At 63.1% G+C, this 22,083-nt stretch carries 21 protein-coding genes, 1 tRNA gene and 1 pseudogene; 14 read left to right on the top strand and 9 right to left on the bottom strand.

Features of this window, described 5'->3' with window-relative positions; genetic code table 11:
- Window positions 1–12: 12 nt before the first annotated feature.
- Window positions 13–1,080 carry an AraC family transcriptional regulator gene (locus G0P99_RS02700; protein ID WP_164127439.1) on the bottom strand — a complete coding sequence of 356 codons (1,068 nt, stop codon included), beginning with the start codon at window positions 1,078–1,080 and terminating at the stop codon, window positions 13–15.
- Window positions 1,081–1,182: 102 nt separating this feature from the next.
- Here G0P99_RS02700 and G0P99_RS02695 point away from each other — a divergent pair, with 102 nt between their 5' ends.
- From G0P99_RS02695 to G0P99_RS02675, 5 genes and pseudogenes are all read left to right on the top strand, one after another.
- Complete coding sequence (locus tag G0P99_RS02695) at window positions 1,183–1,800, top strand: c-type cytochrome (RefSeq protein WP_164127437.1); 618 nt, start codon at window positions 1,183–1,185, stop codon at window positions 1,798–1,800.
- A 1-nt stretch (window position 1,801) separates the two neighbouring features.
- On the top strand, window positions 1,802–2,914 hold the full coding sequence (locus G0P99_RS02690; RefSeq protein WP_239059645.1) for a cytochrome-c peroxidase: 1,113 nt from the start codon (window positions 1,802–1,804) through the stop codon (window positions 2,912–2,914).
- A 25-nt stretch (window positions 2,915–2,939) separates the two neighbouring features.
- Window positions 2,940–4,016, top strand: coding sequence for a tetratricopeptide repeat protein (locus G0P99_RS02685; RefSeq protein ID WP_164127435.1), 1,077 nt, complete (start codon window positions 2,940–2,942; stop codon window positions 4,014–4,016).
- Window positions 4,017–4,033: 17 nt separating this feature from the next.
- Entirely contained in the window at window positions 4,034–5,413 is a 1,380-nt protein-coding gene (locus G0P99_RS02680; RefSeq protein WP_164127432.1) for a parallel beta-helix domain-containing protein, read from the top strand.
- A 166-nt stretch (window positions 5,414–5,579) separates the two neighbouring features.
- A pseudogene (locus tag G0P99_RS02675) lies at window positions 5,580–6,725 on the top strand (IS3 family transposase).
- Window positions 6,726–6,886: 161 nt separating this feature from the next.
- Here G0P99_RS02675 and G0P99_RS02670 read toward each other — a convergent pair.
- Together G0P99_RS02670 and G0P99_RS02665 are read right to left on the bottom strand one after the other, a co-directional pair.
- Window positions 6,887–6,976, bottom strand: a tRNA-Ser gene (locus G0P99_RS02670).
- 75 nt (window positions 6,977–7,051) lie between these two features.
- The gene (locus G0P99_RS02665) at window positions 7,052–7,969 is read right to left on the bottom strand and encodes a LysR family transcriptional regulator (RefSeq protein ID WP_164127430.1); all 918 of its coding nucleotides are present in this window, start codon (window positions 7,967–7,969) and stop codon (window positions 7,052–7,054) included.
- A 101-nt stretch (window positions 7,970–8,070) separates the two neighbouring features.
- On the opposite strand from G0P99_RS02665, the gene G0P99_RS02660 reads away from it, so the two are divergent.
- Window positions 8,071–9,198: an enolase C-terminal domain-like protein gene (locus G0P99_RS02660; protein WP_164127428.1), complete on the top strand. Its 1,128-nt coding sequence runs from the start codon at window positions 8,071–8,073 to the stop codon at window positions 9,196–9,198.
- Window positions 9,199–9,209: 11 nt separating this feature from the next.
- On the opposite strand, the gene G0P99_RS02655 is transcribed toward G0P99_RS02660, so the two are convergent.
- On the bottom strand, window positions 9,210–9,725 hold the full coding sequence (locus tag G0P99_RS02655; RefSeq protein WP_164127426.1) for a winged helix DNA-binding protein: 516 nt from the start codon (window positions 9,723–9,725) through the stop codon (window positions 9,210–9,212).
- A gap of 120 nt (window positions 9,726–9,845) precedes the next feature.
- Here G0P99_RS02655 and G0P99_RS02650 point away from each other — a divergent pair, with 120 nt between their 5' ends.
- The 8 genes from G0P99_RS02650 to G0P99_RS02615 all read left to right on the top strand — a co-directional run bounded on the left by G0P99_RS02650 (window position 9,846) and on the right by G0P99_RS02615 (window position 17,479).
- Window positions 9,846–11,108 (top strand): FAD-binding oxidoreductase, encoded by a 1,263-nt coding sequence (locus tag G0P99_RS02650; RefSeq protein ID WP_164127424.1) that lies wholly within the window; start codon window positions 9,846–9,848, stop codon window positions 11,106–11,108.
- Between the two features lie 39 nt (window positions 11,109–11,147).
- Window positions 11,148–12,125, top strand: coding sequence for a TRAP transporter substrate-binding protein (locus G0P99_RS02645; RefSeq protein WP_164127422.1), 978 nt, complete (start codon window positions 11,148–11,150; stop codon window positions 12,123–12,125).
- 66 nt (window positions 12,126–12,191) lie between these two features.
- Window positions 12,192–12,713 carry a TRAP transporter small permease gene (locus G0P99_RS02640; protein ID WP_164127420.1) on the top strand — a complete coding sequence of 174 codons (522 nt, stop codon included), beginning with the start codon at window positions 12,192–12,194 and terminating at the stop codon, window positions 12,711–12,713.
- A 4-nt stretch (window positions 12,714–12,717) separates the two neighbouring features.
- Window positions 12,718–14,028, top strand: a complete 1,311-nt coding sequence (locus tag G0P99_RS02635; protein ID WP_164127418.1) for a TRAP transporter large permease — start codon at window positions 12,718–12,720, stop codon at window positions 14,026–14,028.
- A gap of 27 nt (window positions 14,029–14,055) precedes the next feature.
- Entirely contained in the window at window positions 14,056–14,976 is a 921-nt protein-coding gene (locus tag G0P99_RS02630; RefSeq protein WP_164127416.1) for a hypothetical protein, read from the top strand.
- Complete coding sequence (locus tag G0P99_RS02625; protein ID WP_164127414.1) at window positions 14,963–15,712, top strand: allophanate hydrolase subunit 1; 750 nt, start codon at window positions 14,963–14,965, stop codon at window positions 15,710–15,712. Before G0P99_RS02630 ends, G0P99_RS02625 begins: the two co-directional genes overlap by 14 nt.
- On the top strand, window positions 15,709–16,707 hold the full coding sequence (locus G0P99_RS02620) for a biotin-dependent carboxyltransferase family protein (RefSeq protein WP_164127412.1): 999 nt from the start codon (window positions 15,709–15,711) through the stop codon (window positions 16,705–16,707). Before G0P99_RS02625 ends, G0P99_RS02620 begins: the two co-directional genes overlap by 4 nt.
- A gap of 10 nt (window positions 16,708–16,717) precedes the next feature.
- Entirely contained in the window at window positions 16,718–17,479 is a 762-nt protein-coding gene (locus G0P99_RS02615) for a LamB/YcsF family protein (protein WP_203582943.1), read from the top strand.
- A 4-nt stretch (window positions 17,480–17,483) separates the two neighbouring features.
- On the opposite strand, the gene G0P99_RS02610 is transcribed toward G0P99_RS02615, so the two are convergent.
- The 5 genes from G0P99_RS02610 to uvrC are packed head-to-tail and all read right to left on the bottom strand — an operon-like array spanning window position 17,484 to window position 21,989.
- Window positions 17,484–17,927 (bottom strand): molybdenum cofactor biosynthesis protein MoaE, encoded by a 444-nt coding sequence (locus G0P99_RS02610; protein ID WP_164127410.1) that lies wholly within the window; start codon window positions 17,925–17,927, stop codon window positions 17,484–17,486.
- 5 nt (window positions 17,928–17,932) lie between these two features.
- On the bottom strand, window positions 17,933–18,178 hold the full coding sequence (gene moaD, locus G0P99_RS02605; RefSeq protein ID WP_164127408.1) for a molybdopterin converting factor subunit 1: 246 nt from the start codon (window positions 18,176–18,178) through the stop codon (window positions 17,933–17,935).
- Window positions 18,178–18,849: a CDP-diacylglycerol--glycerol-3-phosphate 3-phosphatidyltransferase gene (pgsA, locus tag G0P99_RS02600; protein ID WP_164127406.1), complete on the bottom strand. Its 672-nt coding sequence runs from the start codon at window positions 18,847–18,849 to the stop codon at window positions 18,178–18,180. The genes moaD and pgsA overlap by 1 nt, the downstream gene beginning before the upstream one ends.
- A gap of 57 nt (window positions 18,850–18,906) precedes the next feature.
- Complete coding sequence (locus tag G0P99_RS02595; RefSeq protein WP_164127404.1) at window positions 18,907–20,067, bottom strand: serine hydrolase; 1,161 nt, start codon at window positions 20,065–20,067, stop codon at window positions 18,907–18,909.
- 50 nt (window positions 20,068–20,117) lie between these two features.
- Entirely contained in the window at window positions 20,118–21,989 is a 1,872-nt protein-coding gene (gene uvrC, locus G0P99_RS02590) for an excinuclease ABC subunit UvrC (RefSeq protein WP_164127402.1), read from the bottom strand.
- Window positions 21,990–22,083 lie beyond the last annotated feature (94 nt).

Genomic DNA, 22,083 nt, shown 5'->3' with positions numbered 1-22,083 from the left:
AGAAACAGGTTCTTACCCTGAACGGCCCGGAACGGGGTGCAAGGTCACTCCGGCCAGCAAACGGGTCCGGAACTCTCTCGGCGTCACCCCTTCGAGCGTCTTGAACGCTCGGGTAAAGGCGCTGGTTTCCGAAAACCCCAGCCTATGCGCGATTTCAGTGATCTGGATGTTCGGATCGGCCAGATGGGCGCGGGCGGTTTCGCGGACCACCTCGCCGCGCAGCTTGCGGAACGAGGTGTCGCGCCCGGCCAGTTCACGATGTAGCTTGCGCACCGACATCTTGAGCGCACGCGCGGCCTGGGCGGTATCAAATCCCCCATCGGACAGATGTGCCGTGATCATCAACCGCAGCCGGTTGACGATCTCCCCTTCCTGGCTGAGGCTTGCCAGGATCCCGTCGGCCTGCCCTTTGAGCAGTCCAAAAAGCACCGGATCGGCGCCCGGAATCGCAAGGGCGAGGTCGCGTTCGGGAAACTCGATACAGTTGCTGTCCTGCCCGAAGCGAAGATTGGAACACAACAGCTCTTCCAGGGCGGCCGTATCTGCGGGGCGTGGCGTGGTGAACCGGCAGCGCAGTGGTACCCAGCCGCAACCGGTCGCATGGCGCATGGTATGGACGATCATGCCGATGCTGCACCAGATATCCTGAAGCGGTTCGATGCCGTTGGCGACCACAGGTCGATAGGCCAGGCTGACCAAACCTTGCGCGCGCGTCACCTCTATCCTCGCATCCTGCGAAAAGATCCCGTTATAGGTGGTCAGGTTGTTGAGCCACGTGCCGAGCGTATCCGAGTTTTCCAGCAAATACCCCAAAAGGCCAAAATCCCGTGCGGTCAGATGCGCTGCGACATGGATACCCAGATCGGGATCGCTCGACCGATCCGCGGCCCATTCGAAAAACCGGAAATAGCGTTCTGATGGCAGGATCACCCGGTCGAGGCGGTCCGGTTCGACCTGGCGCTCCAGAACCGTCTCGATCTCGCGCAGCGGCACTCCGGCCTTGTGCACGGCCTCGACCAGCCAGCCGCAGGGCGTGACGGGTCCGGTGTCGGGGCGGTGAGGGGCGATGACACGAGTCATGGCCGAAAATGTCAATTTTCTTGCCGAGCGTGTCAATATTTCCGCCACGTCTCTGCCTAGGGTCGTGCAAATCGCCTGTTCAAAAAAGGACCCGACCCGCCGATGTCTCTTCGTTCATTCGCTGCTCTGGCGTTGTCGATTGCGCTCCTACCTTCCGGTGTCGCCCATGCCAACGGTGTCGCGCTTTTTGCCGAGAACTGCGCCGGCTGTCACGGTGAGGCGGGCGAAGGCAATGCCGATCTTCGCGCCCCGGCTCTGGCCGCGCTGGATGGCGACTATCTGGCCCGGCAGGTGGAGCATTTCCGCTCTGGTGTGCGGCAGGTGGACCCCGAGAACGAAATGGCCGCCGCCATGGTCACGCTGCTCGCCGATGTGTCCGAGGCAGATGTCGCCGAGATTGCCCGATACCTTGCCGGGCTATCGCTGCCGGTGCTGGCGGATGACACCGATCCGCCGGGATTTCGCAGCAGGGGGCTCTATTCCGGCTGCATCTCGTGCCATGGCGCGCGGGCGCAGGGGACACCGGCGCTGAACGCCCCCCGGCTGGCCCGGCAATATGGCTGGTATCTGGCAGAGCAACTGGACGCCTTTCGCAGCGGTCGGCGCGGGGTGCATCCCGCGGACGAACCGGGCCGACAGATGAAGGCCATGGCCGACGCGATCGTATCCGAGGCCGATATCGCCGCTTTGGTCTCGTATATCGTGACTCTGGAGCCCTGAGATGCGGGCCTGGCTTCTCTTTCTTATTCTGGCCGCGCCCGCCATGGCGGAAGAGATCACCCTGTCAGACACCTGTCCGCCCAGTTTTCAGATGCTGGTCGACGGCACCTGCGAGCTGGTGACGCTCTACCAGTTCTACGACAGCCCGCCGCAGCATGGCGGGCTGCGTGCCCGGCTCGACCCACCCGCGCGCCGCTATACGCCACAACAGATCGACCTTGGCCGCTATCTGTTCTTCGATCCGATCCTTTCGGATGGTGGCGATCTGAGCTGTGCTTCGTGTCACGATCCGGCACAGGGTTTTTCGGACGGAAAGAAACGCGGCATCGGCGCAGTCGAGTTGGACCGGTCTACACCCACACTTTGGAATGTGGGGTTTGCGCAGTCCTTGATGTGGGACGGGCGGACCGAGACGCTGGAAGCGCAGGCGCTTTTGCCGCTCCTCAACCCCGATGAGATGGCCGCAACGGTCGAGGGGGTTGAGACGGCACTGAACGCCGCACCGGGCTATGTCGCTCTGTTTCAGATCGCTTTTGGAGCGGCGCCGAACATCGCCAATACAGTCATCGCATTGGCGGCCTTCCAGTCGAGCTTGATCAGCCTCAACAGCCGATATGACCGTTATGCCCATGGCGATGCCACCGCGCTGAACCCGCAAGAGATCCGAGGTATGAACGCCTTTCGCGGTTTTGTCGCGCGATGTTCGCAATGTCATATCCCGCCGCTTTTCACCGATTTCGAACTGGCGGTGGTGGGGGCGCCCGCCGATGAACGCGGCTTTGCCGATCCCGGCGCCGGGGCGCTGTCGGACGACCCGGCGCGGCTGGGTGCGTTCAAGACGCCTACGCTGCGCAACATCACCCGCACCGCGCCTTACTTTCACGCGGGCCAGTTCGACACGCTGAAAGGTGTGGTCGACTTCTACAACAACACCGCCGGTCACGCCGCGCCCAAGGGGCAGGATCTGCGCATCCATTGGCATGTGCACATGACCAACGGGCCAAAGCTGAGCACCGCGACTGTGGCCGATATCATCGCCTTTCTGGCCGCGCTCGAAGACGAGAACTTGATGCCAGAGCGCCCGGCCGTTCTGCCATCGGAACCAAGGCCGTGAGGCCGGAACAGGGAGGACCGGGGAAATGACCCGAAATGGAAAGACAGTTGCACTCTTGGCCACATGCGCCGCTTTGCTTGGCACAGCGCTTGCGGCGCAGACCGGATCGGTATTGTCGGATCTGGAAAGTGAGGAAGTCCGGGCGCGTTATCGCGCCGAGGCCGCCGAAAAGATCGCCTGCCCCAGGATCGAAGGTTATGATGCACTAATGGCAGCGTTTGAAAAAAACGCCACCAGCAAGTGGGACCGCGCCGCGATGGGCTGTGCCACCGAATACGGGGCGCGCGCGATGGATGAACTGTCGCTGCCGACCAATCTGATCTGGGCTGTGGCGACGTTCCGTACCGGCAATATCGAAACTCACCTGGAGGTGCTGGGCGCCCATCTCGACTATTTCGAGGTCCTCGACCAGAGCTACTCTGCCCACTATCAGGGCGTCGAGTTGGCTGCTGAACTGGGCCTGCGCTGGGAGCAGGCGCGGGAACGCGCCGAGGGGTTGATGGCCCGGATCGACCCGCTGGTTTCCAAGCTGAACGAGGCACGCCTGCTGCGCGCGGCCTATCTGCTCGCCTCTACGCTGCGCGAAACCCAGACTGATGCGCAGAATGCTGCCGTGGCGACGGCGGTCGAAGACCTACAGATTGCCATCGGGGAAAACCCCGAGGCCCTGGATGGGCTGGGGCCGCTCCTATTGGGGCAGGTTCTGGCCGTACTGCCAGAGTTTTTAGGCGGTGACATCTTGGCGGCGATCGCGCTGCTGGAACAGGCCCACGCGCTCAACCCCACGGATCTCAGCGTCCACCACACCCTGGTCGAGGCCTATCTGGGCGAGCGCGAGACCGACAAGGCACTGGCGCTGCTGAAGCAGGCCGTCGGGATCGATCCGGTGGCCGAGAACCTTCAGGACTATGTCGACGAGATGAAGTATCTCGGCGGGCTAGCGTTGCGCGCTGGCGCCCCCGAGCTTGCCCGGCAGATGGGCGAGCAGCGGGCTACGGTCCTGGCAGCTCATCAGCAGCTCGACCCGCGCAAGGAAATGGCGGCACTGGGCCATGGCGGCGCCGATCCGCTGACAGGCAAGAAGCCCGAAGATCTGAACTGAGACAACGGAGACACGCGATGAAAACCCTTTCCACTCTGCATGGGGCGGTACTCGCCTCTCTTTTGAGCTCGACCGCGCTGGCGGCGGAGCTGACCGTGCCCTCGGGCGGCAGTATCCAGGACGTCGTCAATCAGGCCGCGCCGGGCGACACCATCCTGGTCGAACCGGGCATCTATCACCAATCGGTCTACGTGGACAAACCGCGCATCACCCTGCGCGGGCTGCGCGACGGTGACAACTGGGCGCTGCTTGATGGCGAGATGAAGCTCAATGACGGAATCATCGCCTCGGGTCATTCCATCGTGATCGACGGGTTCCGGGTCACCGGATACAAGGGCAACGGCATCATGACCCAAGGGGCCAATAACTTCGAGATCTCTAACAACTATGTCGAGGGCGCCTTTTACGGCATCTTTCCGCAATTCGGCCGCAACGGGCTGGTGATCGGCAATACCGTCACAGGGGCCGAGGACGCGGGCATCTATGTGGGCATGTCTGACAATGTGGACGTGATCGACAACGTGGCCTTTGGCAATGTGATGGGGATCGAGTTCGAGAATACCCGAAACGCGCTGATGGCGGGCAACCATGTCTATGACAATGCCGCCGGCATAACCCTGACGCTGGTGCCCGGCCTGCCAGTCAAGGACGCTTACTCGCAGGTCATCCGCGACAACCGGATCATTGGCAACAACCATGTCAATTTCGCCCCCGCAAGCTCGATCGCGGCGGGGGTTCCCAGCGGGACCGGTATTTTGGTCGTGGGGCCTGATAACATCACAATCGAAAACAACGAGATCGCGGACAATGACAATGTCGGCGTGTTCGTGGCCGATCTGATCACCTTTGGCATGGACAGCGACCCCAAGCTTGATCCCTATTCCGATGGGGTCCGGGTGATGGGCAATACCTGGCGGGGCAATGGCGAGAACATGAATGGCATGCTGGCCGAAATGCTGGCCGCCACCGGGAAAACCGGCATCGAAGTGCTGGCCATGGGCAAGGGTCGCGACAGCTGTGTCCTGCCGGGCGACGGGATCGATACGCTGGGCACCAGAAGGTGGCAGGATTGTCTTGGCGACAACAGCGTCGCAGGCTTTGCCACCGCGCGGCTAGAGGGCGGAGCAGAAGAGCCGGAGTACACGCTCGAACAGAAGGGGCGTCTGACCTATCTGGCGGTTTGCACCGGTTGTCATGCCTATGACAGCGTGCTGCACGGCCCGTCGATGCAGTCGATACAGGCGATTTACGACGGCGATCCGTCTGGTATGGTCGGCTATATCACCGATCCGGTGCGCAAGCGCGAAGGCTTTCCCGAAATGCCGCCGCAGACCTATCTGGGGGAAGAAACACTGGATGCCATCGCAAGCTATATTCTCGAAGACCTGGGGAAGTAATAGCGGTCACCACAGGCCGCGCACTGCGCTACGTCGGAGGCTCCGCGCGCGGCCAATTGCACCAACCGCTGGGACACCGCACAGATGAGCTACTCCCCGAAAATCGGACAGTGACGGAAGCTACGATCTGACGTTTTCTGGTCTCCAAGAACGAGGAGATCAGAACATGTCTAAACGCAGAAATCACGACGCGGGCTTCAAGGCTCGTGTGGCGCTGGAAGCCGTGAAGGTCGAGCGCACGGTGTCGGAGTTGGGGGCCGAATACGGCGAGCACCCGACGATGATTCACCAGTGGATAAAAAGCGCTGCTCGAAGGGGCGTCGGACATCTTTGAACGTGGCGGGAAGAAGAAAGCCGAAGTCGACGAGGAGACGGTGCGGGACCTGCATTCAAAGATCGGGGAACTGGCCATCGCCAACGATGTTTTGTCCAGAAAGCTCAAGCCCTGGACCGGCAAGTGAGGCGCGGGATGATCGAGAAGAACCACCCAAGCCTGTCGATCGGGGCGCAATGCCGCCTGCTGTCGGTCTCGCGGTCGTCGTTCTGCTACGCGCCACAGGGCGAGACCGAAATGAACCTCGCCCTGACGCGGTTGATCGACGAGCAGTCCCTGGAAACCCCGTTCTACGGTGTCCGGCAAATGACCTGGCATTTGCAGAACGAAGGTCATCCTGTGAATCTGAAGCGCATCCGTCGACTGATGCGCCATATGCGTCTGATGCCGATCTGTCAGAAGCCCAACACCAGCAAGCCTGCCAAGGGGCACAAGACCTATACCTACCTGTTGGGCGGACTGCGGGTCGAGCGGCCAAATCAGGTCTGGTGCACCGACATCACCTATCTGCCGATGCGGCGGGGCTTCCTTTATCTGGTCGCCATCATGGACTGGTGCACCCGCAAGGTGCTGGCCTGGCGCATCTCGAACACGCTGGAGGCCGACTTCTGCGTCGAGACGCTGAACGAAGCGGTCCACCGCTTCGGCCCACCCGAAATCATGAATACGGACCAAGGCTCACAGTTCATGTCCTTCGTCTGGACCGACCGGCTGAAACGGATCGGCACCCGGATCTCGATGGATGGTAAAGGCCGCTGTCTCGACAAAATCTTCATCGAGCGCCTCTGGCGGTCCCTGAAGTATGAGTGCGTCTATCTGCACGCATGGGAGACGGGTTCGCAGGCCAAGTCTGGCGTTGGCCGATGGATCACCTTCTATAATCACCAGCGGCCTCATGCCGCCCATGGCGGACAGCCCCCCGCCGTGGTCTACTTCAACCAGATCGAAACCGGCCAGCAGGGACAGAAAGTAGCTTAGATCAAACCGGAAACTGTCCGGTTTTCGGGGAGTAGCTCAGTTAAGCGGAGCATAACGCTTCACTGGTATTTTTTGGGAGGTGTGGTCAACGTGTGTGGTTGCTTTGGTAGAAATTTAAGCAACATATTGATTTTAAATTATTACTCTATGAGGCCATGTAGTGGCGGAGCCGATGGGATTCGAACCCACGAGACCCTTCCGGGCCTACTCCCTTAGCAGGGGAGCGCCTTCGACCACTCGGCCACAGCTCCGTTGACCCGTTTATGGATTTCGGGACAGGAGGACAAGGGCGAATTTGCCGACTTGTCAGTCAGGAAGAGATTTTTTCACCCCTCAAGCCGGTCCGTCTCGGGGGCTGCCAGGGCGGCCATGCTGGCCGACACCTGCTCCAGGAACTGCGCGCCGATCGCGGAAATCGGTCGGCCGCGCGCGGTGACGATGATCACATCCAGCAGGATGCGCGGCGTGAACCGGCGCAGGACATAGCCTTGCTGCGGATCGGTCGCCACCGTGAACGGATCGACCAGCGTTACCCCCAACCCCTGTTTCACAAGGTTCAGTGCATTGCGGAACAGGTCGGTCTGACAGCGGATGCGTAGGGTGGCGCCCTCGTTGTGAAACGCTTCGCGGGCGCGGCGGGTGACCATGTGGTCGGCCCCCATGACGATGAAGGGCTGATCATCCAGCAGCGAGGGTGTCAGCACCTCGTGCCGGGCCAGGGGGCTGTGATCCGGCAGGGCGCAGAGGATCTCGAAGAAGAAGGGTTTGGCCTCCAACCCGTCGTGGCGCACGGGCAGTTCGCAGATGCCGATCTCGAACAGGCCGGCCATCACCCATTCCTGGATCTTGGCCGAATACTGCGACTGAAAGGCCACCGTCAGGTTCGGCTTGTCGGCGGCAAAGCGCGCGATTTCGCCGGGCATGAAGCCAAAGGCCATGGCGTGATTGGTGGCAACCTGCAACTGCCCGGCCTTCTGGTTTTGCAGGTCGACCACCGCCTGGTTCACATGCACCAGCCCGCGCATCACGGTGTCGATCTCGTCATAGAGCACCATCGCCTCGGGTGTCGGCAGCAGGCGGCCGCGGTTGCGTTCGAACAGTTTGAGCCGGGTGCGCCGCTCCAGCTGCGCCAGCAGATTCGAGATTGCCGGTTGCGACACGCCCAGCCGTCCGGCGGCGCCGGTTACCGTGCCGGTCTCGATGATGGCGTGAAACGCCTGATAATGGCGGAAATACGAGGTCATATCACCCAAATCATCATCTGAAATGATACCTTTTGCAAATCTTAGTATTGGAAATGATGAAAAACCTCTCGCACACTTCCCTAGCGTCATCGGGGGATCATATGAGTGCGCTTGACCAGAAAATTATCGGTTTCGATCTGTGGTACCTCGCCTTGCCCGTGGTTTCCGCACGCGATCATGGCATCGGCAGGGTCGAGGGATCCTGCGAGATCGTGGTGCTGCGCCTGATTGCCGAGGGCGGCGCCGAAGGGTTTGGCGAGGCATCGCCTTGGTCTGTTTTTACGGGAACGCCCGAGGCGAGCTATGCTGCGCTCGACCGCTATCTGCGGCCGCTTGTGATGGGTCGCCGGGTTGGCGACCGCGCCTTGATCATGGAACAGGCGTCCCGCGCCGTTGCCCATTGCACCGAGGCCAAGGCGGCGCTTGAAAGCGCGTTGCTGGACCTTGCAGGGCAGATCTCAGACCTGCCGGTCTGGGCGCTGCTGGGGGGCAGGTTCCGCGACACCATTCCGCTGAGCTGTTCCATTGCCAATCCGGATTTCGACGCCGACATCGCCCTGATGGAGCGCCTGCGCGACGATGGCGTCGGGCTGATCAAGCTCAAGACCGGGTTCAAGGATCATGCGTTCGACATCATGCGGCTGGAACGGATCGCGCGGGATTTTCCCGAATTCGGGGTGCGTGTCGATTACAATCAGGGTCTGAGCATCGAACAGGCGATCCCGCAGGTGCTGGACGTCGCCCGGTTCCGCCCCGATTTCATCGAACAGCCGGTACGGTTCCACCATTTCGACATGATGGCACAACTGCGGGGGCTGACGGACATCCCTCTTCTGGCCGATGAAAGCGTGTTCGGCCCCGAGGATATGGTGCGCGCCGCGCGCGAAGGCATTTGCGATGGCGTGTCCGTCAAGATCATGAAGTCCGGCGGCCTGTCACGCGGCCAGTCGGTGGCGCGCATCGCGGCGGCGCACGGGCTGACGGCCTATGGCGGCGATATGTTCGAGGCGGGGCTGGCCCATCTGGCGGGGACCCATATGATTGCCGCCACTCCCGAGATCACGCTGGGCTGCGAGTTCTACCAGGCCAGTTACTTTCTGAAAGAGGACATTCTGGAAACTCCGTTCAGGGTTCAGAATGGCCAGGTGGTGGTGCCCGATGGTCCCGGCCTGGGCGCGCGGCCCGAGTTGGGAAAGCTCGACCACTATGCGGTCAGGAAATCGGAATGAGCGCGATGCCCTCAATATGCCGTGGCGGCCCGCGCGGCCTGGTCGTACTGCCCCGACATCAGCCGCAACATGGCCGACAGGCGGCTCATCTGGTCGGGTTCGATGCCCGCATCCTTCATCGCCGACAGCAGCAGCTCCTCGCGGATTTCGCGGTAGCGGTCACAGGCCGCGCGGCCCTCGTCGGTGGCCTCGACCGTCTTTTCCTTGCCCAGGCGTCCTTCGCTGACCAACCCCAGCTTGCTCAGCTTCTTGATCGCATAGTTGACGGTATGGGTGTCCTCGACATTCAGCACCAGGCAAATGTCGGCCAGTTTCTTGGGCCGGTCCCGGTGGCGCACCGTGTGCAGCACCAGCACGTCCAGCGAGGACAGTTCGGGATATCCCGCCGCCGCCATTGCCCGCACGGTCCAGCGGCCAAAGGCATGGCCTGCGATGATCAGGCCGAATTCGAATTCGGAAACCTCCGGAAAGCTGCCCGCCGCCAGGTGCGCCGAGGATACCACCGGACCAAGTTTGGAGTGTGACATGAGGCAAGATCACCTAACACTAAAAACATGTCAACAATTTGTTGACGTTTTGTCGATGTGTGTCATGCTTCGACCCATGGAATCGGTCCAGCGCCTTAGGGGTGAGGGTCGGGAGGCGAAATGAACGAGACCGTAAAGACCATCGCCATCATCGGCGCCGGCATTGTCGGCGTATCGACCGCGATCTGGCTGCAACGCGACGGCCACCGGGTCATCCTGATCGACCGGGCCGGTCCGGCCGAGGGTACCTCTTTTGGCAATGGCGGCGTTCTTGCCTCTTGCTCGATCGTGCCGGTGACCGGGCCGGGCCTGATCGCCAAGGCGCCAGGTATGTTGTTCAGCCCGAACCAGCCCCTGTTCCTGCGCTGGGGATACCTGCCGCGTCTGGCGCCGTGGTTGATCAAGTATCTTGGCCATGCCAACGCCGCCGCCGCCACCCACACGGCCAATGCCATGGCGCAGATTGTCGGTGACAGCCTGGCCGATCACCTTGCGCTGGCGCAGGGGACGGGGGCCGAGAAATGGGTGGTGCCATCGGATTACCTGTTCATCTACAACGACCGGGCGCATTATCAGGGCGATGCCTTTGGCTGGGGCCTGCGGCGGCAGAACGGCTTTGTCTGGGACGAGATGGAGGCCGCTGAATTCCGAGCCTATGACCCTGTGTTCTCCGAGGATCTGCGGTTTGCCGTGCGGCTCAAGGATCATGGTCGCATCGCCGACCCGGGCCAGTACGTCAAGGATCTTGCCGCCCATGTGGTGGCGCAGGGCGGGCAGCTGATCACGGCGGCGGTCGAGGATATCGTGCGTGAGAATGGCCGCGTCACCGGCGTGCGGGCCGGTGGGCAGACGATTGCCTGCGATGCCGCCGTGGTGGCCACCGGCGTCTGGTCCGGGCCGCTGGCCAAGAAGCTGGGCCTCGATGTGCCGCTCGAATCCGAGCGTGGCTATCATATCGAGTTCTGGAACCCGAGTTTCATGCCGAAGTCGCCGGTCATGGTCGCAGCACGCAAATTCGTCGCCACCCCGATGGAGGGACGTTTGCGACTGGCGGGCGTCGTCGAGTTCGGCGGGCTTGAAAACGGCCCGTCCAAGGCGCCGATCGACCTGCTCAAACGCAGCGCCGCCGCCGTTTTCCCGGGGTTGAAGGCCGATGAGGTGACGGAATGGATGGGGCACCGTCCCGCGCCTGCGGATTCGATCCCGGTGATCGGCGAGTTGCCACATATCAAGGGGGCCTATACCGGCTTTGGCCACCATCACGTGGGGCTGACCGGCGGGCCGAAAACGGGCCGCATCCTGGCCCAGCTCATCTCGGGCCGGCAACCTAATGTTGACCTGAGCGCCTATTCCCCGGCACGCTATGCGAAGGCCGGGCAATAATAAGAAACCAAACCGATCCAACAAACTAGGGAGACTGAAATGCTGAAAATGAAACACCTGCTGGCGGCAACCGCCCTGACCGCGGCCTCGGCCCTGTCGGCGAGCGCCGAAACATGGGACATGCCGCTGGCCTATGCGGCGACCAACTTCCATTCGGAAAATGCGGCCGAGTTTGCCACCTGCGTCAAGGACAAGACCGGCGGCGCGATGGAGATCGTGACCCATCCGTCGGGCTCACTGTTTGCGGGCAACGACATCAAGCGCGCGATCCAGACCGGCCAGGCGCCGATCGGCGAGCGACTGATCTCGGCGCACCAGAACGAGAACCCGATGTTCGGTATCGACTCGATCCCGTTCCTGGCCACCTCTTTTGGCGCGCATGAGCAGTTGTGGGACGTCGCGGGTCCGAAAGTAGCCGAGATCCTGGCACAGCAGAACCTGGTCTATCTCTACTCGGTGCCGTGGCCGCCTCAGGGTCTCTACTTCAAGAAGCCGGTCGAAAGCGTGGCCGACATGAAGGGGATCAAGTTCCGCTCGTACTCGACCGCAACCGCCCGCATGGCGGAACTGACCGGCATGTTGCCGGTGCAGGTCGAAGCGGCCGAACTCAGCCAGGCGCTTGCAACCGGCGTGGCCGAAAGCTTTATCTCGTCGGGCGCAACCGGCTATGACCGCAAGGTCTGGGAACACCTGACCCATTTCTACGAAGTGGACGCCTGGTTGCCGCGTAACATCGTGTTCGCCAACAAGGATGCATGGGACGGGCTGAGTGTCGAGACCCAGTCGGCGATGCGGGATTGTGCCGCCACCGCCAAGGCCAACGGCCTGCAACGGTCCAAGGACTATACCCAGTTCACGCTGGACGGTCTGAAGGCCGGCGGCATGACCGTGGGTCCGGCTGGCGCCAATCTCGTTGCCGAACTGAAGGCGATCGGCGAGACCATGACTGCCGAGTGGCTCGAAAGCGCGGGCGATGAAGGCCGGGCCGTCGTCGACGCGTACAAGGCGAAAAATTAACCATCATCAGGCGGAGGCCGCATGCTGCGGCCTCCCAACCTGTTGAAATCATAAGGGGGCAGGGGCATGGGTTCTTTGCGCCGCGGGCTTGACGCGCTCTATACAGCCGGGGGTGTCGTCGCCGCTTTCTTCACAATCGCTATCCTGGGGATCATCGTGCTGCAAATGCTGGCGCGCTGGACCGGGTCCACCTTTCCCGGCGCGGCTGACTATGCCGGGTACTGCATGGCGGGCGCGTCCTTCTTTGCCTTTGCCTATGCTCTGAACCATGGCGCCCATATCCGCGTGTCGCTGTTGCTCAGCAAGATGGGCCGCTGGCGGTACTGGGGCGAGCTGTGGTGCTTTGCCGTCGGGACCGCCGCCTCTACCTTTCTGGCGCGCTACGCCATCAAGGTGACGATGGAAAGCCACCGGTTCAAGGATGTGAGCCAGGGCCAGGACGCCACGCCTTTGTGGATCCCGCAATCCATCATGGCCATCGGCGCCGTGCTGCTGGCGATCTGCTTCTGGGATCACCTGATCCGTCTGATTTTCACCGGAAACCACGGGATGCGCGAAGATCTCGTGGAGCAAAGCCACGCGGAGTAGGGACATGGAACAACTGATCCCGATTGCACTGTTTCTCTTCGTTCTGTTCCTGCTTCTGGGCTCTGGTGTCTGGGTGGGCCTCGCGCTGCTGGGCGTGGCCTTTGTAGGAATGGAACTTTTCACCTCGCGCCCCACGGGGGATGCGATGATCACGGTGATCTGGCGCTCGGCCTCAAGCTGGACGCTGACCGCGCTGCCGCTCTTCATCTGGATGGGCGAGATATTATACCGAACGCGACTATCCGAGGACATGTTCCGCGGCCTGTCGCCCTGGATGGCGCGGCTGCCGGGCGGGCTGGTGCATACCAATATCGTGGGCTGCACCGTGTTTGCGGCGGTCTCGGGTTCTTCGGCTGCGACGCTGACCACCGTGGGCAAGATGTCGATCCCCGAATTGCGCAAGCGGCAGTACCCCGAGCGCATGGTTATCGGAACCCTGGCGGGCGCGGCCACGCTGGGCCTGATGATCCCGCCCTCGCTGACGCTGATCGTCTATGGCGTGACCATCAATGAATCGATCACCAAGCTGTTCTTTGCGGGCATCCTGCCCGGTCTGGTGCTGGCGCTGATGTTCATGACCTATGTGGCGATCTATTCCAAGGTCTCGTCGAACTGGAACCCCGCGCCGGAACCAAAGATGAGTTTCTTTGAAAAGGTGCAGAACTCGCGCTTCCTGATCCCGGTCATGCTGCTGATCATCGTTGTGATCGGCTCCATGTATCTGGGCTTTGCCACCGCGACCGAGGCGGCCGCATTCGGAGTGATCGGTGCGCTGGCGCTGGCGGCGGGGCAGGGGTCTCTCAATTGGGGCACCTTTACAGAAAGCCTGATGGGCGCGGTCCGCACCTCGGCCATGATCGCGCTGATCCTTGCGGGCGCGGCCTTCCTGTCGCTCAGCATGGGCTTTACCGGGCTGCCGCGCGGCCTGGCCGACCTGATCGCCAGTTTCGAGCTGAGCCGGTTCGAGCTGTTGATGGTGCTCCTGGTGTTCTACATCATCCTGGGCTGTTTCCTCGACGGTATCTCTTCGGTGGTTCTGACGATGGCGGTAGTCGAGCCGATGATCCGCGAGGCGGGGATCGACCTGATCTGGTTCGGTATCTTCATCGTCGTGGTGGTGGAGATGGCGCAGATCACGCCGCCGATCGGGTTCAACCTGTTCGTGCTGCAAGGCATGACCGAACACCAGATGGGGTTCATCGCCCGCGCCGCGATCCCGATGTTCCTGATCATGGTGCTGATGGTCTTCGTGCTCATCGCCTTCCCGGATCTGGCCACCTGGCTGCCCGAGAACATCAGGTCTCGACCTAGCTGACGAGAATGGTCCAAGAGGAACGGCAGGATGCAACAGGCGCTGGCCTACATCGCCCGGCATGGCAAGCTCGGCCTTATTGCGGGCCTGGTTGCCGGGCTTGCCCTGCCGGGGGTGGCGGCCGCAATGCGGCCGTGGATCCCCGAATTGGTGGCTTTCCTGCTGTTCCTCACTGCCTTTCGCATCGGCCCGGTCGATGCGGCGGGCAAGCTCAACGATTTGACCCGCACCGCCCGCGCGGTGCTGGTCCTGCAACTGGCGCTGCCGCTGGGTTTCCTGCTGCTGTTGAAACTCATCTGCCTGCCGATGACGCCTCTGGCACTCGCCTTGGCACTGGTGCTTGCGGCGCCTTCGGTCACCGGATCGGCGAATTTCACCATCCTGTTGCGGCAGGATCCGGCCCCGGCGCTGCGCCTCCTCATCCTTGGCACCGCGCTGTTGCCGCTGACGGCGATTCCGGTGTTCTGGTTCCTGCCCGAGTTCGGCGACCTAGCCGCCGTACTGGCGGCCGCGCTGCGGCTGTTGGCGGTGATCCTTGCCGCTGCCGGTCTGGGCTTTGCCCTGCGCCACTGGGGCGCGCGTCACCTGTCGGAGATCAACCGCCGCGCGGTCGACGGGCTGACGGTGATCGCGCTGGCCGTGGTGGTGGTGGCGCTGATGTCAGCGATCCGGCCCGCGCTGGCCGAGCGTCCGGCCGATCTGGCCTTTTGGCTGGCCGCCGCCTTTGGGATCAATTTCGGGGCCCAGCTCTTGAGTTTTGCGTTCCTGCGCGGCACCGGCCGGCCTGATCCGGTGCCGACCTCGATTGTCGCGGGCAACCGCAATTTCGCGCTGTTTCTGGTGGCCCTGCCGCCCGAGGCGACCGACCCGCTCTTGATATTTCTGGGATGCTACCAGTTTCCCATGTACCTGACCCCGACCCTGATGCGGAGGCTCTATGACCCGGTTTGACCCGTTTCCCCTGATACGTTCCGTTGGGCTGGACGGGATGCTTGTCACCTTTGCCGACACCATGACCGAGCAGTCGAACCGCGCCGCGTTGGCCTTTCGCGGCGCGCTGCACGAGGCCGGGTGGGAGGGCGTGGTGGAAAGCTCGACCTCGCTCGCCTCGGCCTATCTGCGCTTTGACCCGCTGCGGTTGAGCCACGCCGAGGTACAGGCGCGGCTGGCCGCCCTGCTGGCCGAACGCGACTGGTATGCCGCGCCACTGCCCTCGGGCCGCAAACTGTGGCGGGTGCCCACCGTCTATGGCACCGATCTGGCGCCGCAACTCGAAGACGCCGCCATGGCCGCGGGTCTGGACGTAGGCGAGGCGATCCGCCGTTTGGGAAAATCGCGCGTGCGGGTGCTGACCATCGGCTTTGCCCCCGGCCAGCCCTATCTCGGCCCGTTGGCGCCCGAGTTCGACATTCCGCGCCTGCAACAGCTGACCCCGATGGTGCCCGAAGGCGCGCTGGTCTGCGCCATTCGTCAGCTCATCGTCTTTGCCGGGCCTACGCCCACCGGCTGGCGCCATATCGGACAGACCGCGTTCCGCTGCTTCCGCCCGGGGATGGAGCCGACATTTGCCCTCAACCCCGGTGACGAGATGATGTTCGAACCCATCGAACGGGCGGAACTGGACCATATCCGCGCCCATAACGAGGATGGCACCGGCGGCGCCACGGTCGAGGAGATCGCGGCATGAGCCTGATCGTCCGCCGCATCGGCCCGGCCTGCACCATCCAGGACCAGGGACGCGAAGGCTACCTGGATCAGGGTCTGTCGCGCTCGGGCGCCGCCGATCTGCGTGCGCTCTACGAAGGGGCGGCGCTCTTGCGTCGGAAACCCGATCTGGCGGCGCTGGAGATGGCTGGTATGGGCGGTGAATTCGAGGCCTTATCGCCTGTGCGCATCGCGCTCACCGGCGCGCCGATGCAGGCCAGCATAGACGGCAGCCCGGTCGCCTGGAACGCCTCGCACGCTTTAGCAAAGGGACAAAGGCTCAGCATCGGGGCGGTGCTGAGGGGCGGGTACGGATACCTGCATCTGGGCGGCGGCATTGCAACCGAGCCTTTCCTTGGCTCGCGCTCGGCGCATCTGGCGGCGCGGGTTGGTCGCGCGGTGGCGGCGGGCGATACGCTCGTTCCCGGGCCGGACAAGGGGGAAGCGGGGATGAAAATCGCCGCCGAAGACCGGTTTGGCGGCGGCACCCTGCGGGTGGTGGCGAGTTTCCAGACCGCGCTGTTCGATGCCGAGACGCTGGCCCGGTTCGAGGCGACCGAGTTCCGCCGTGGTCCGCGCGCCAACAGGATGGGGATGCAACTGGACAGCGACGGGCCCGGTTTTTCCGCCAAGGGACAGCTCAACATTCTATCCGAGGTGATCTCGCCCGGCGATATCCAGATGACCGGCACTGGTAACCCGTTCATCCTGTTGCCCGAATGTCAGACCACTGGCGGCTATCCCCGAATCGCGACCGTGCTGCCCTGTGACCTGCCGCGCGCGGCGCAGACGCCGCCGGGGGGCGCGGTGCGCTTTCAGTTCGTGTCGCTGGACGAGGCCGTCAGTCTGCATGCCGCCTGGCTCAAGGACCTTGCGCGCCTCAGCTCGCGGGTCGAACCATTGGTGCGCGACCCGCATGACATTCCCGACCTTCTGTCCTACCAACTGATCAGCGGCGTCGTGTCCGCCACCGATTGAGGAGCATATCATGACCCAAGTGGATCTGAACGCGGACATGGGCGAAAGCTTTGGCCCCTGGAAGATGGGCGACGATGACAGCCTGCTGAAAATCATCACCTCGGCCAATATCGCCTGTGGCTTTCATGCCGGTGACCCGGACGTGATGGCGAAAACCATGGCGCTCGCGGCGGAAAACGGCGTGGGCATCGGTGCGCATCCGGGCTTTCCCGACCTGCAAGGGTTCGGTCGCCGCAACATGAAGGTACCGTTGGCCTCGCTGCGCAACATGGTGCGCTATCAGCTGGGCGCGGCGCTGGGCATGGCACGGGCGGTGGGCGCGCAGGTCCGGCATCTGAAATTGCATGGGGCGCTGGCCAACATGTGCTCGGTCGATCAGGACATGGCGCGCGCCTGTTACCAGGGCGCGCTGGACGTGGACCCCGATATCATCATCATGGTGCTGGCGGTCACCAAGCAGGAACAGGCGGTGCGCGAACTGGGCTGCAAATGGGTGGGCGAGATCTTTGCCGATCGCGCCTATAACGACGACGGCACGCTGGTCGACCGGTCGCTGCCCGGCGCGGTGATCCACGATCCACATATCGCCGGGCCGCGTATGCTTAAGATGGTGCGGGCGGGCGCCATCATCACCGAAAGCGGCAAGCATCTGGAGACCTCGGTCGACACCATCTGCCTGCATGGCGACGGGCCGACGGCGGTTCAGATCGCCCGCTCGGTACGGGCCTGCCTGGAAGAAGGCGGGGTAGAGGTGACAAGGTTCGAGCGCTAGGATCTCACCAGCGGGTCAGGGCGTCTTCGTCCTCGTCCTTGGCGGCGACCCAACCGGCGCCAGCCCCGGTGATTTCCTTTTTCCAGAACGGAGCGCGGGATTTCAGATAGTCCATCAGGTATTCGGCCGCCTCGAACGCATCCTTGCGATGGGGTGCGGCGGTGGCCACCATCATGATGCGGTCGCCGGGGGCAAGGCGGCCATAGCGATGGATCACAAGCACATCGCCCAGCGCCCAGCGCTCCTGTGCCTCGGCAGCGATCTTGGTCAGCGCCTTTTCGGTCATGCCCGGATAATGTTCGATCTCCATCACATCGAGATCGCCGCGTGCCAGGTCGCGCACCACACCGGTAAAGGTCACGATGGCGCCCATGCCGGTATCGGCGGCGGCAAAGGCGTTGGCCTCGGCGCCAAGGTCAAAGGGCTCTTGCTGCACCACCACGCGCATGGCGATCAGCCCCCCGTCATCGGCGGAAAGAAGGCCACCTCGCGCACACCGGCCAGCGGTGCATCGAAATCGGCCAGGCCCTGATCCAGCGCGACCCGCAGGGCGCTGAGATCGGCAAAGGCTGCTTCATAGCGCGGCTCGCGCGCGCGCAACTCCTCGACCAGCTGCGCCACGGTCTCGGCCCCGGTCTCGACCCGCTCGCGCGGAATGCCGATCCGTTCGCGGACCCAGGCGAAATAGAGTACATCCATCAGCGCGTCTCCTTCAGGTGCGGCATGGCTTTACGTAGGTAGTCAACGCCGGTGATCAATGTCAGCGCCGCCGCGACCCACAAGAGCCACAAGCCCGCGCGCCCAGCCCAGACCATGCCTTCGAGCTTCCACCGCAGCCCGTGGAGGTCCGGGACGGCACCTGTCAGGATCTGATCGACCATCGGCTGATCCATGCCAAAGGAGGACATCACCAGATAGTGTTCAAAGATGCCCTGGCTGAACAGAACTGCGATGGCGATCATCTGCGCGGTGGTCTTCCATTTTGCCAGTTTGGTGACCTTGAGAGTGCCTGCTACGTCACCGAGATATTCACGCAGGCCCGAGACAAAGACCTCGCGGAACAGGATCACGGTGGCGGGCAGCACCAGCCAGGGTGTCCAGTGTTCGGCCGAATAACCCACCAGGATCATCAGCGCGATCACCACCATCGCCTTGTCGGCGATCGGATCCAGCATCGCGCCCATCTTGGTTTCCTGTTTCCAGGCACGGGCCAGATAACCGTCGAACCAGTCGGTCACCGCCGCTGACACGAACAGCAGCAGCGCGAACCAGTCGGCATAGGGGCGGCTGAAATACAGAAACATAACGGCAAGACCCGGGGCTGCCAGCAGGCGCAGCAGGGTCAGGATATTGGGCAGGTTCCATTTCATGTCACGGGTCTACCCTGCACTGTGCGATTGGAAAAGAGGACAGGTGTGCCGCATTGCCTATAGCGCCGCGCGCAATTCTTGGATCAGCCGATAGCGCAGGCCAAAGGCGCGGTCGCTGGTGGGTTCCGCTTCGCAGGACATCCAGGCCACGACGAGATCGCGCGCCGGGTCGGCAAAGATGAATTGGCCGTGAATGCCCATGCCGTGGATCAACGGCGCCTCGCCCGGATGAACGTACCATTTCGACCGATAGGCCATGTCGAAATCGCTGAAGCGCTCGCCGAAATCGCCGGTGGTCCAGGCCTCGCGGTCGCCTGCGGTCGCGATATCCTCCAGCCATGCGGCGGGGATCACCTGTCGCCCGTCCGCACGCGCACCGCCCTGGCAGATCAGTTGGCCGACCCGCGCCAGGTCGCGGGCGGTGACGCACATGCCGCCCGCCGCGCGTGGCCCGCCGATCCGGTCCACGGTGATATAGCCCGCCTTTTCGGCGCCCATCGGCTGCCACAGATGTTCGGACATCAGGTCGGCATAACGCCGCCCCGCCGCCCGCTCGATCACCCAGGCCAGAAGGTCGGTCACCGGCGAGACATAGTGGAACCGCCCGCCATGCGGACCGTCGCTTGCGGTCAGCATCATCTGGAAGCTGCGCAGGTCCGGGGCCACCTCGCCGGGTTCGACCACGTTCCAGTTGGCCGCCTTGCGATAGGCGATGATCGGGCCCGATGTGGCGGTGTAATCCTCCGAGAACTCGACCCCCACCCGCATGTCCAGCGCCTGGCGCACGGTCGCCCCGGCATAGGCGGTGGGCCCGAGTTCGGGGATATAGTCGATGATGCCAGCCTCAAGATCCAACAGACCCTTGTCCGCCAGGATACCGGCAAGGAGGCCGAGCATGGATTTCGACACCGACATCAGGATATGCGGGTCCTCGGCGATCATACCGTTGCGATACAGCTCATGCACCACCCGGCCCTTGTGCAGGACGACCACCGCATCGGTCAGGGTCGGGGCGAGGATATCCTCGATCGCGGTATCCGACAGCAGCGGCACACCCCGTTCCAGCGCCCAGACATCGCCCGGTGCGTTGGCGATCTCGGCCGAGGGGACGACTTCGCGCACATGGTGAAACGCCCAAGCCGAGTAGGGTTGGGTGCGCCAGTTCGCCAGTGTCGCCCGGTCGGCCTCGGCCGGTGGAAATCCCTGCATCAATGTCATCTGCTCTCCTCCTGGGTCAGACCCAACCGCAGGCAGCCGGGAAAGGCAAGTCAGCTTTCGTGGAAGAAGTCGTAGATTTTCTGCGCCAGACCCTCGGATACGCCCTCGACCGCGGTCAGATCGGCCAGATCGGCGCGGCTCACCGCCTTGGCGCTGCCGAAATGCGCCAGCAGCGCCCGTTTGCGCGCGACGCCGACACCGGGGATATCGTCGAGCGGGGTTGCTCCCACCGCCTTGGCCCGCTTGGCGCGATGACTGCCGATGGCAAATCGGTGCGCCTCGTCTCTGAGCCGCTGGATGAAGTAGAGCACCGGATCGTTGCGTTTCAACGCAAAGGGGCGCTGGCCGATACGATGGAACTCTTCCTTGCCGTGGTCGCGGTCGATGCCCTTGGCGACGCCCACCATCGGAATATCCTCGACCCCGTGGGCCACCATGATTTCTTGCACCGCACTGACCTGACCGGTGCCACCGTCGATCAGCAAGAGGTCGGGCCACAGCCCCTTGTCACGGTCCGGATCCTCTTTCAGCAGCCGGGTGAAGCGGCGGGTCAGGACCTCTTTCATCATGCCGAAATCGTCGCCGGGGGTCAGATCATCGCCGCGTATGTTGAACTTGCGATACTGGTTCTTCATGAACCCCTCGGGCCCCGCCACGATCATCCCACCGACCGCATTGGTGCCCTGGATATGGCTGTTGTCATAGACCTCGATCCGCTGCGGCGGGCCGTCCAGGTCGAACGCCTCGGCCAGCCCGCGCAGCAGCTTGGCCTGTGTGGCGCTTTCCGACATGCGCCGGGCCAGCGACTCGCGCGCGTTGCGCAGCGCGCCCGAAACCAGCTCGGCCTTCTCGCCGCGCTGGGGCACCAGCAATTCCACCTTGCGCCCGGCCTTCTCGCTCAGTGCCTCGGTCATCAGGTCGGCGTTCTCGATCGCGTCCGACAGTATCAGCTGACGGGGCGGTTCCTTGTTGTCATAGAACTGACCCAGGAAGGCCTCCATCACCTCGGCCGCCGAGACGTCCTCGCCCACGCGGGGATAGAAATCGCGGTTACCCCAGTTCTGGTTGGCGCGGATGAAAAACACCTGGACGCAGGCCTGACCGTTTTCCAGATGCAGCGCCACCACATCCGCCTCGGCCACGCCGCGCGGGTTGATGCCCTGAGCGCCCTGCACCGTGGTCAAAGCCCGGATCCGGTCGCGCAACGCGGCGGCGCGCTCGAACTCCATCGCCTGGGAGGCCGCCATCATCTGCTCCGCCAGCTCCTCTTGCACCCGGGTCGAGCGGCCCGAGAGAAACCGTTCGGCATCCTTGACGGCGGCGGCATAGTCGGTCTCAGAGATCAGCCCCACGCACGGTCCCGAGCAGCGCTTGATCTGGTAGAGCAGGCAGGGCCGGGTGCGGCTGTCGAATACCGCGTCCGTGCAGTTGCGCAGCAGGAACGCCTTTTGCAACTGGTTCAGGGTGCGGTTGACCGCACCGGCACTGGCAAAGGGACCGAAATAGGTGCCTTTCTCCTTCTTTGCGCCCCGGTGTTTCTTGATCTGGGCAAAGGGATGGTCCTTGGCCACCAGGATATTGGGAAAGCTTTTGTCATCCCTGAGCAGCACGTTGTACTTCGGCTTGAGCTGCTTGATCAGGTTCTGTTCCAGCAACAGCGCCTCGGTCTCGGTGCGCGTGGTCAGGAACATCATCGATGCGGTCTCGCGGATCATCCGCTCGATCCTCGGGCTGTGACCGGGACGGGCATAGTTCGAGACCCGCGCCTTGAGGTTGCGGGCCTTGCCGACATAGAGCACCCGCGCCTGCGCATCGAGCATCCGGTAGACCCCCGGCGCTCCGCTCAGGGTCCGCAGATAGCCCTGGATACAGGCGTATCCGGTATCGGGTGCATCGGTGGTGTTTGGGGTTTGGTCAGCCATGGTACCGAAATATGATTCTACCCCCTTGGCTGCAATCTTCTGATTGCCGGATCAAGAGGAAACAAATCCACGACTTCTGTGGATAAGTCTGGCT

Source organism: Ruegeria sp. PrR005, assembly GCF_010500245.1.
Classification (GTDB): Bacteria; Pseudomonadota; Alphaproteobacteria; order Rhodobacterales; family Rhodobacteraceae; genus Ruegeria_B; species Ruegeria_B marisflavi.
This window is presented reverse-complemented; position numbering and strand designations above follow the sequence as displayed.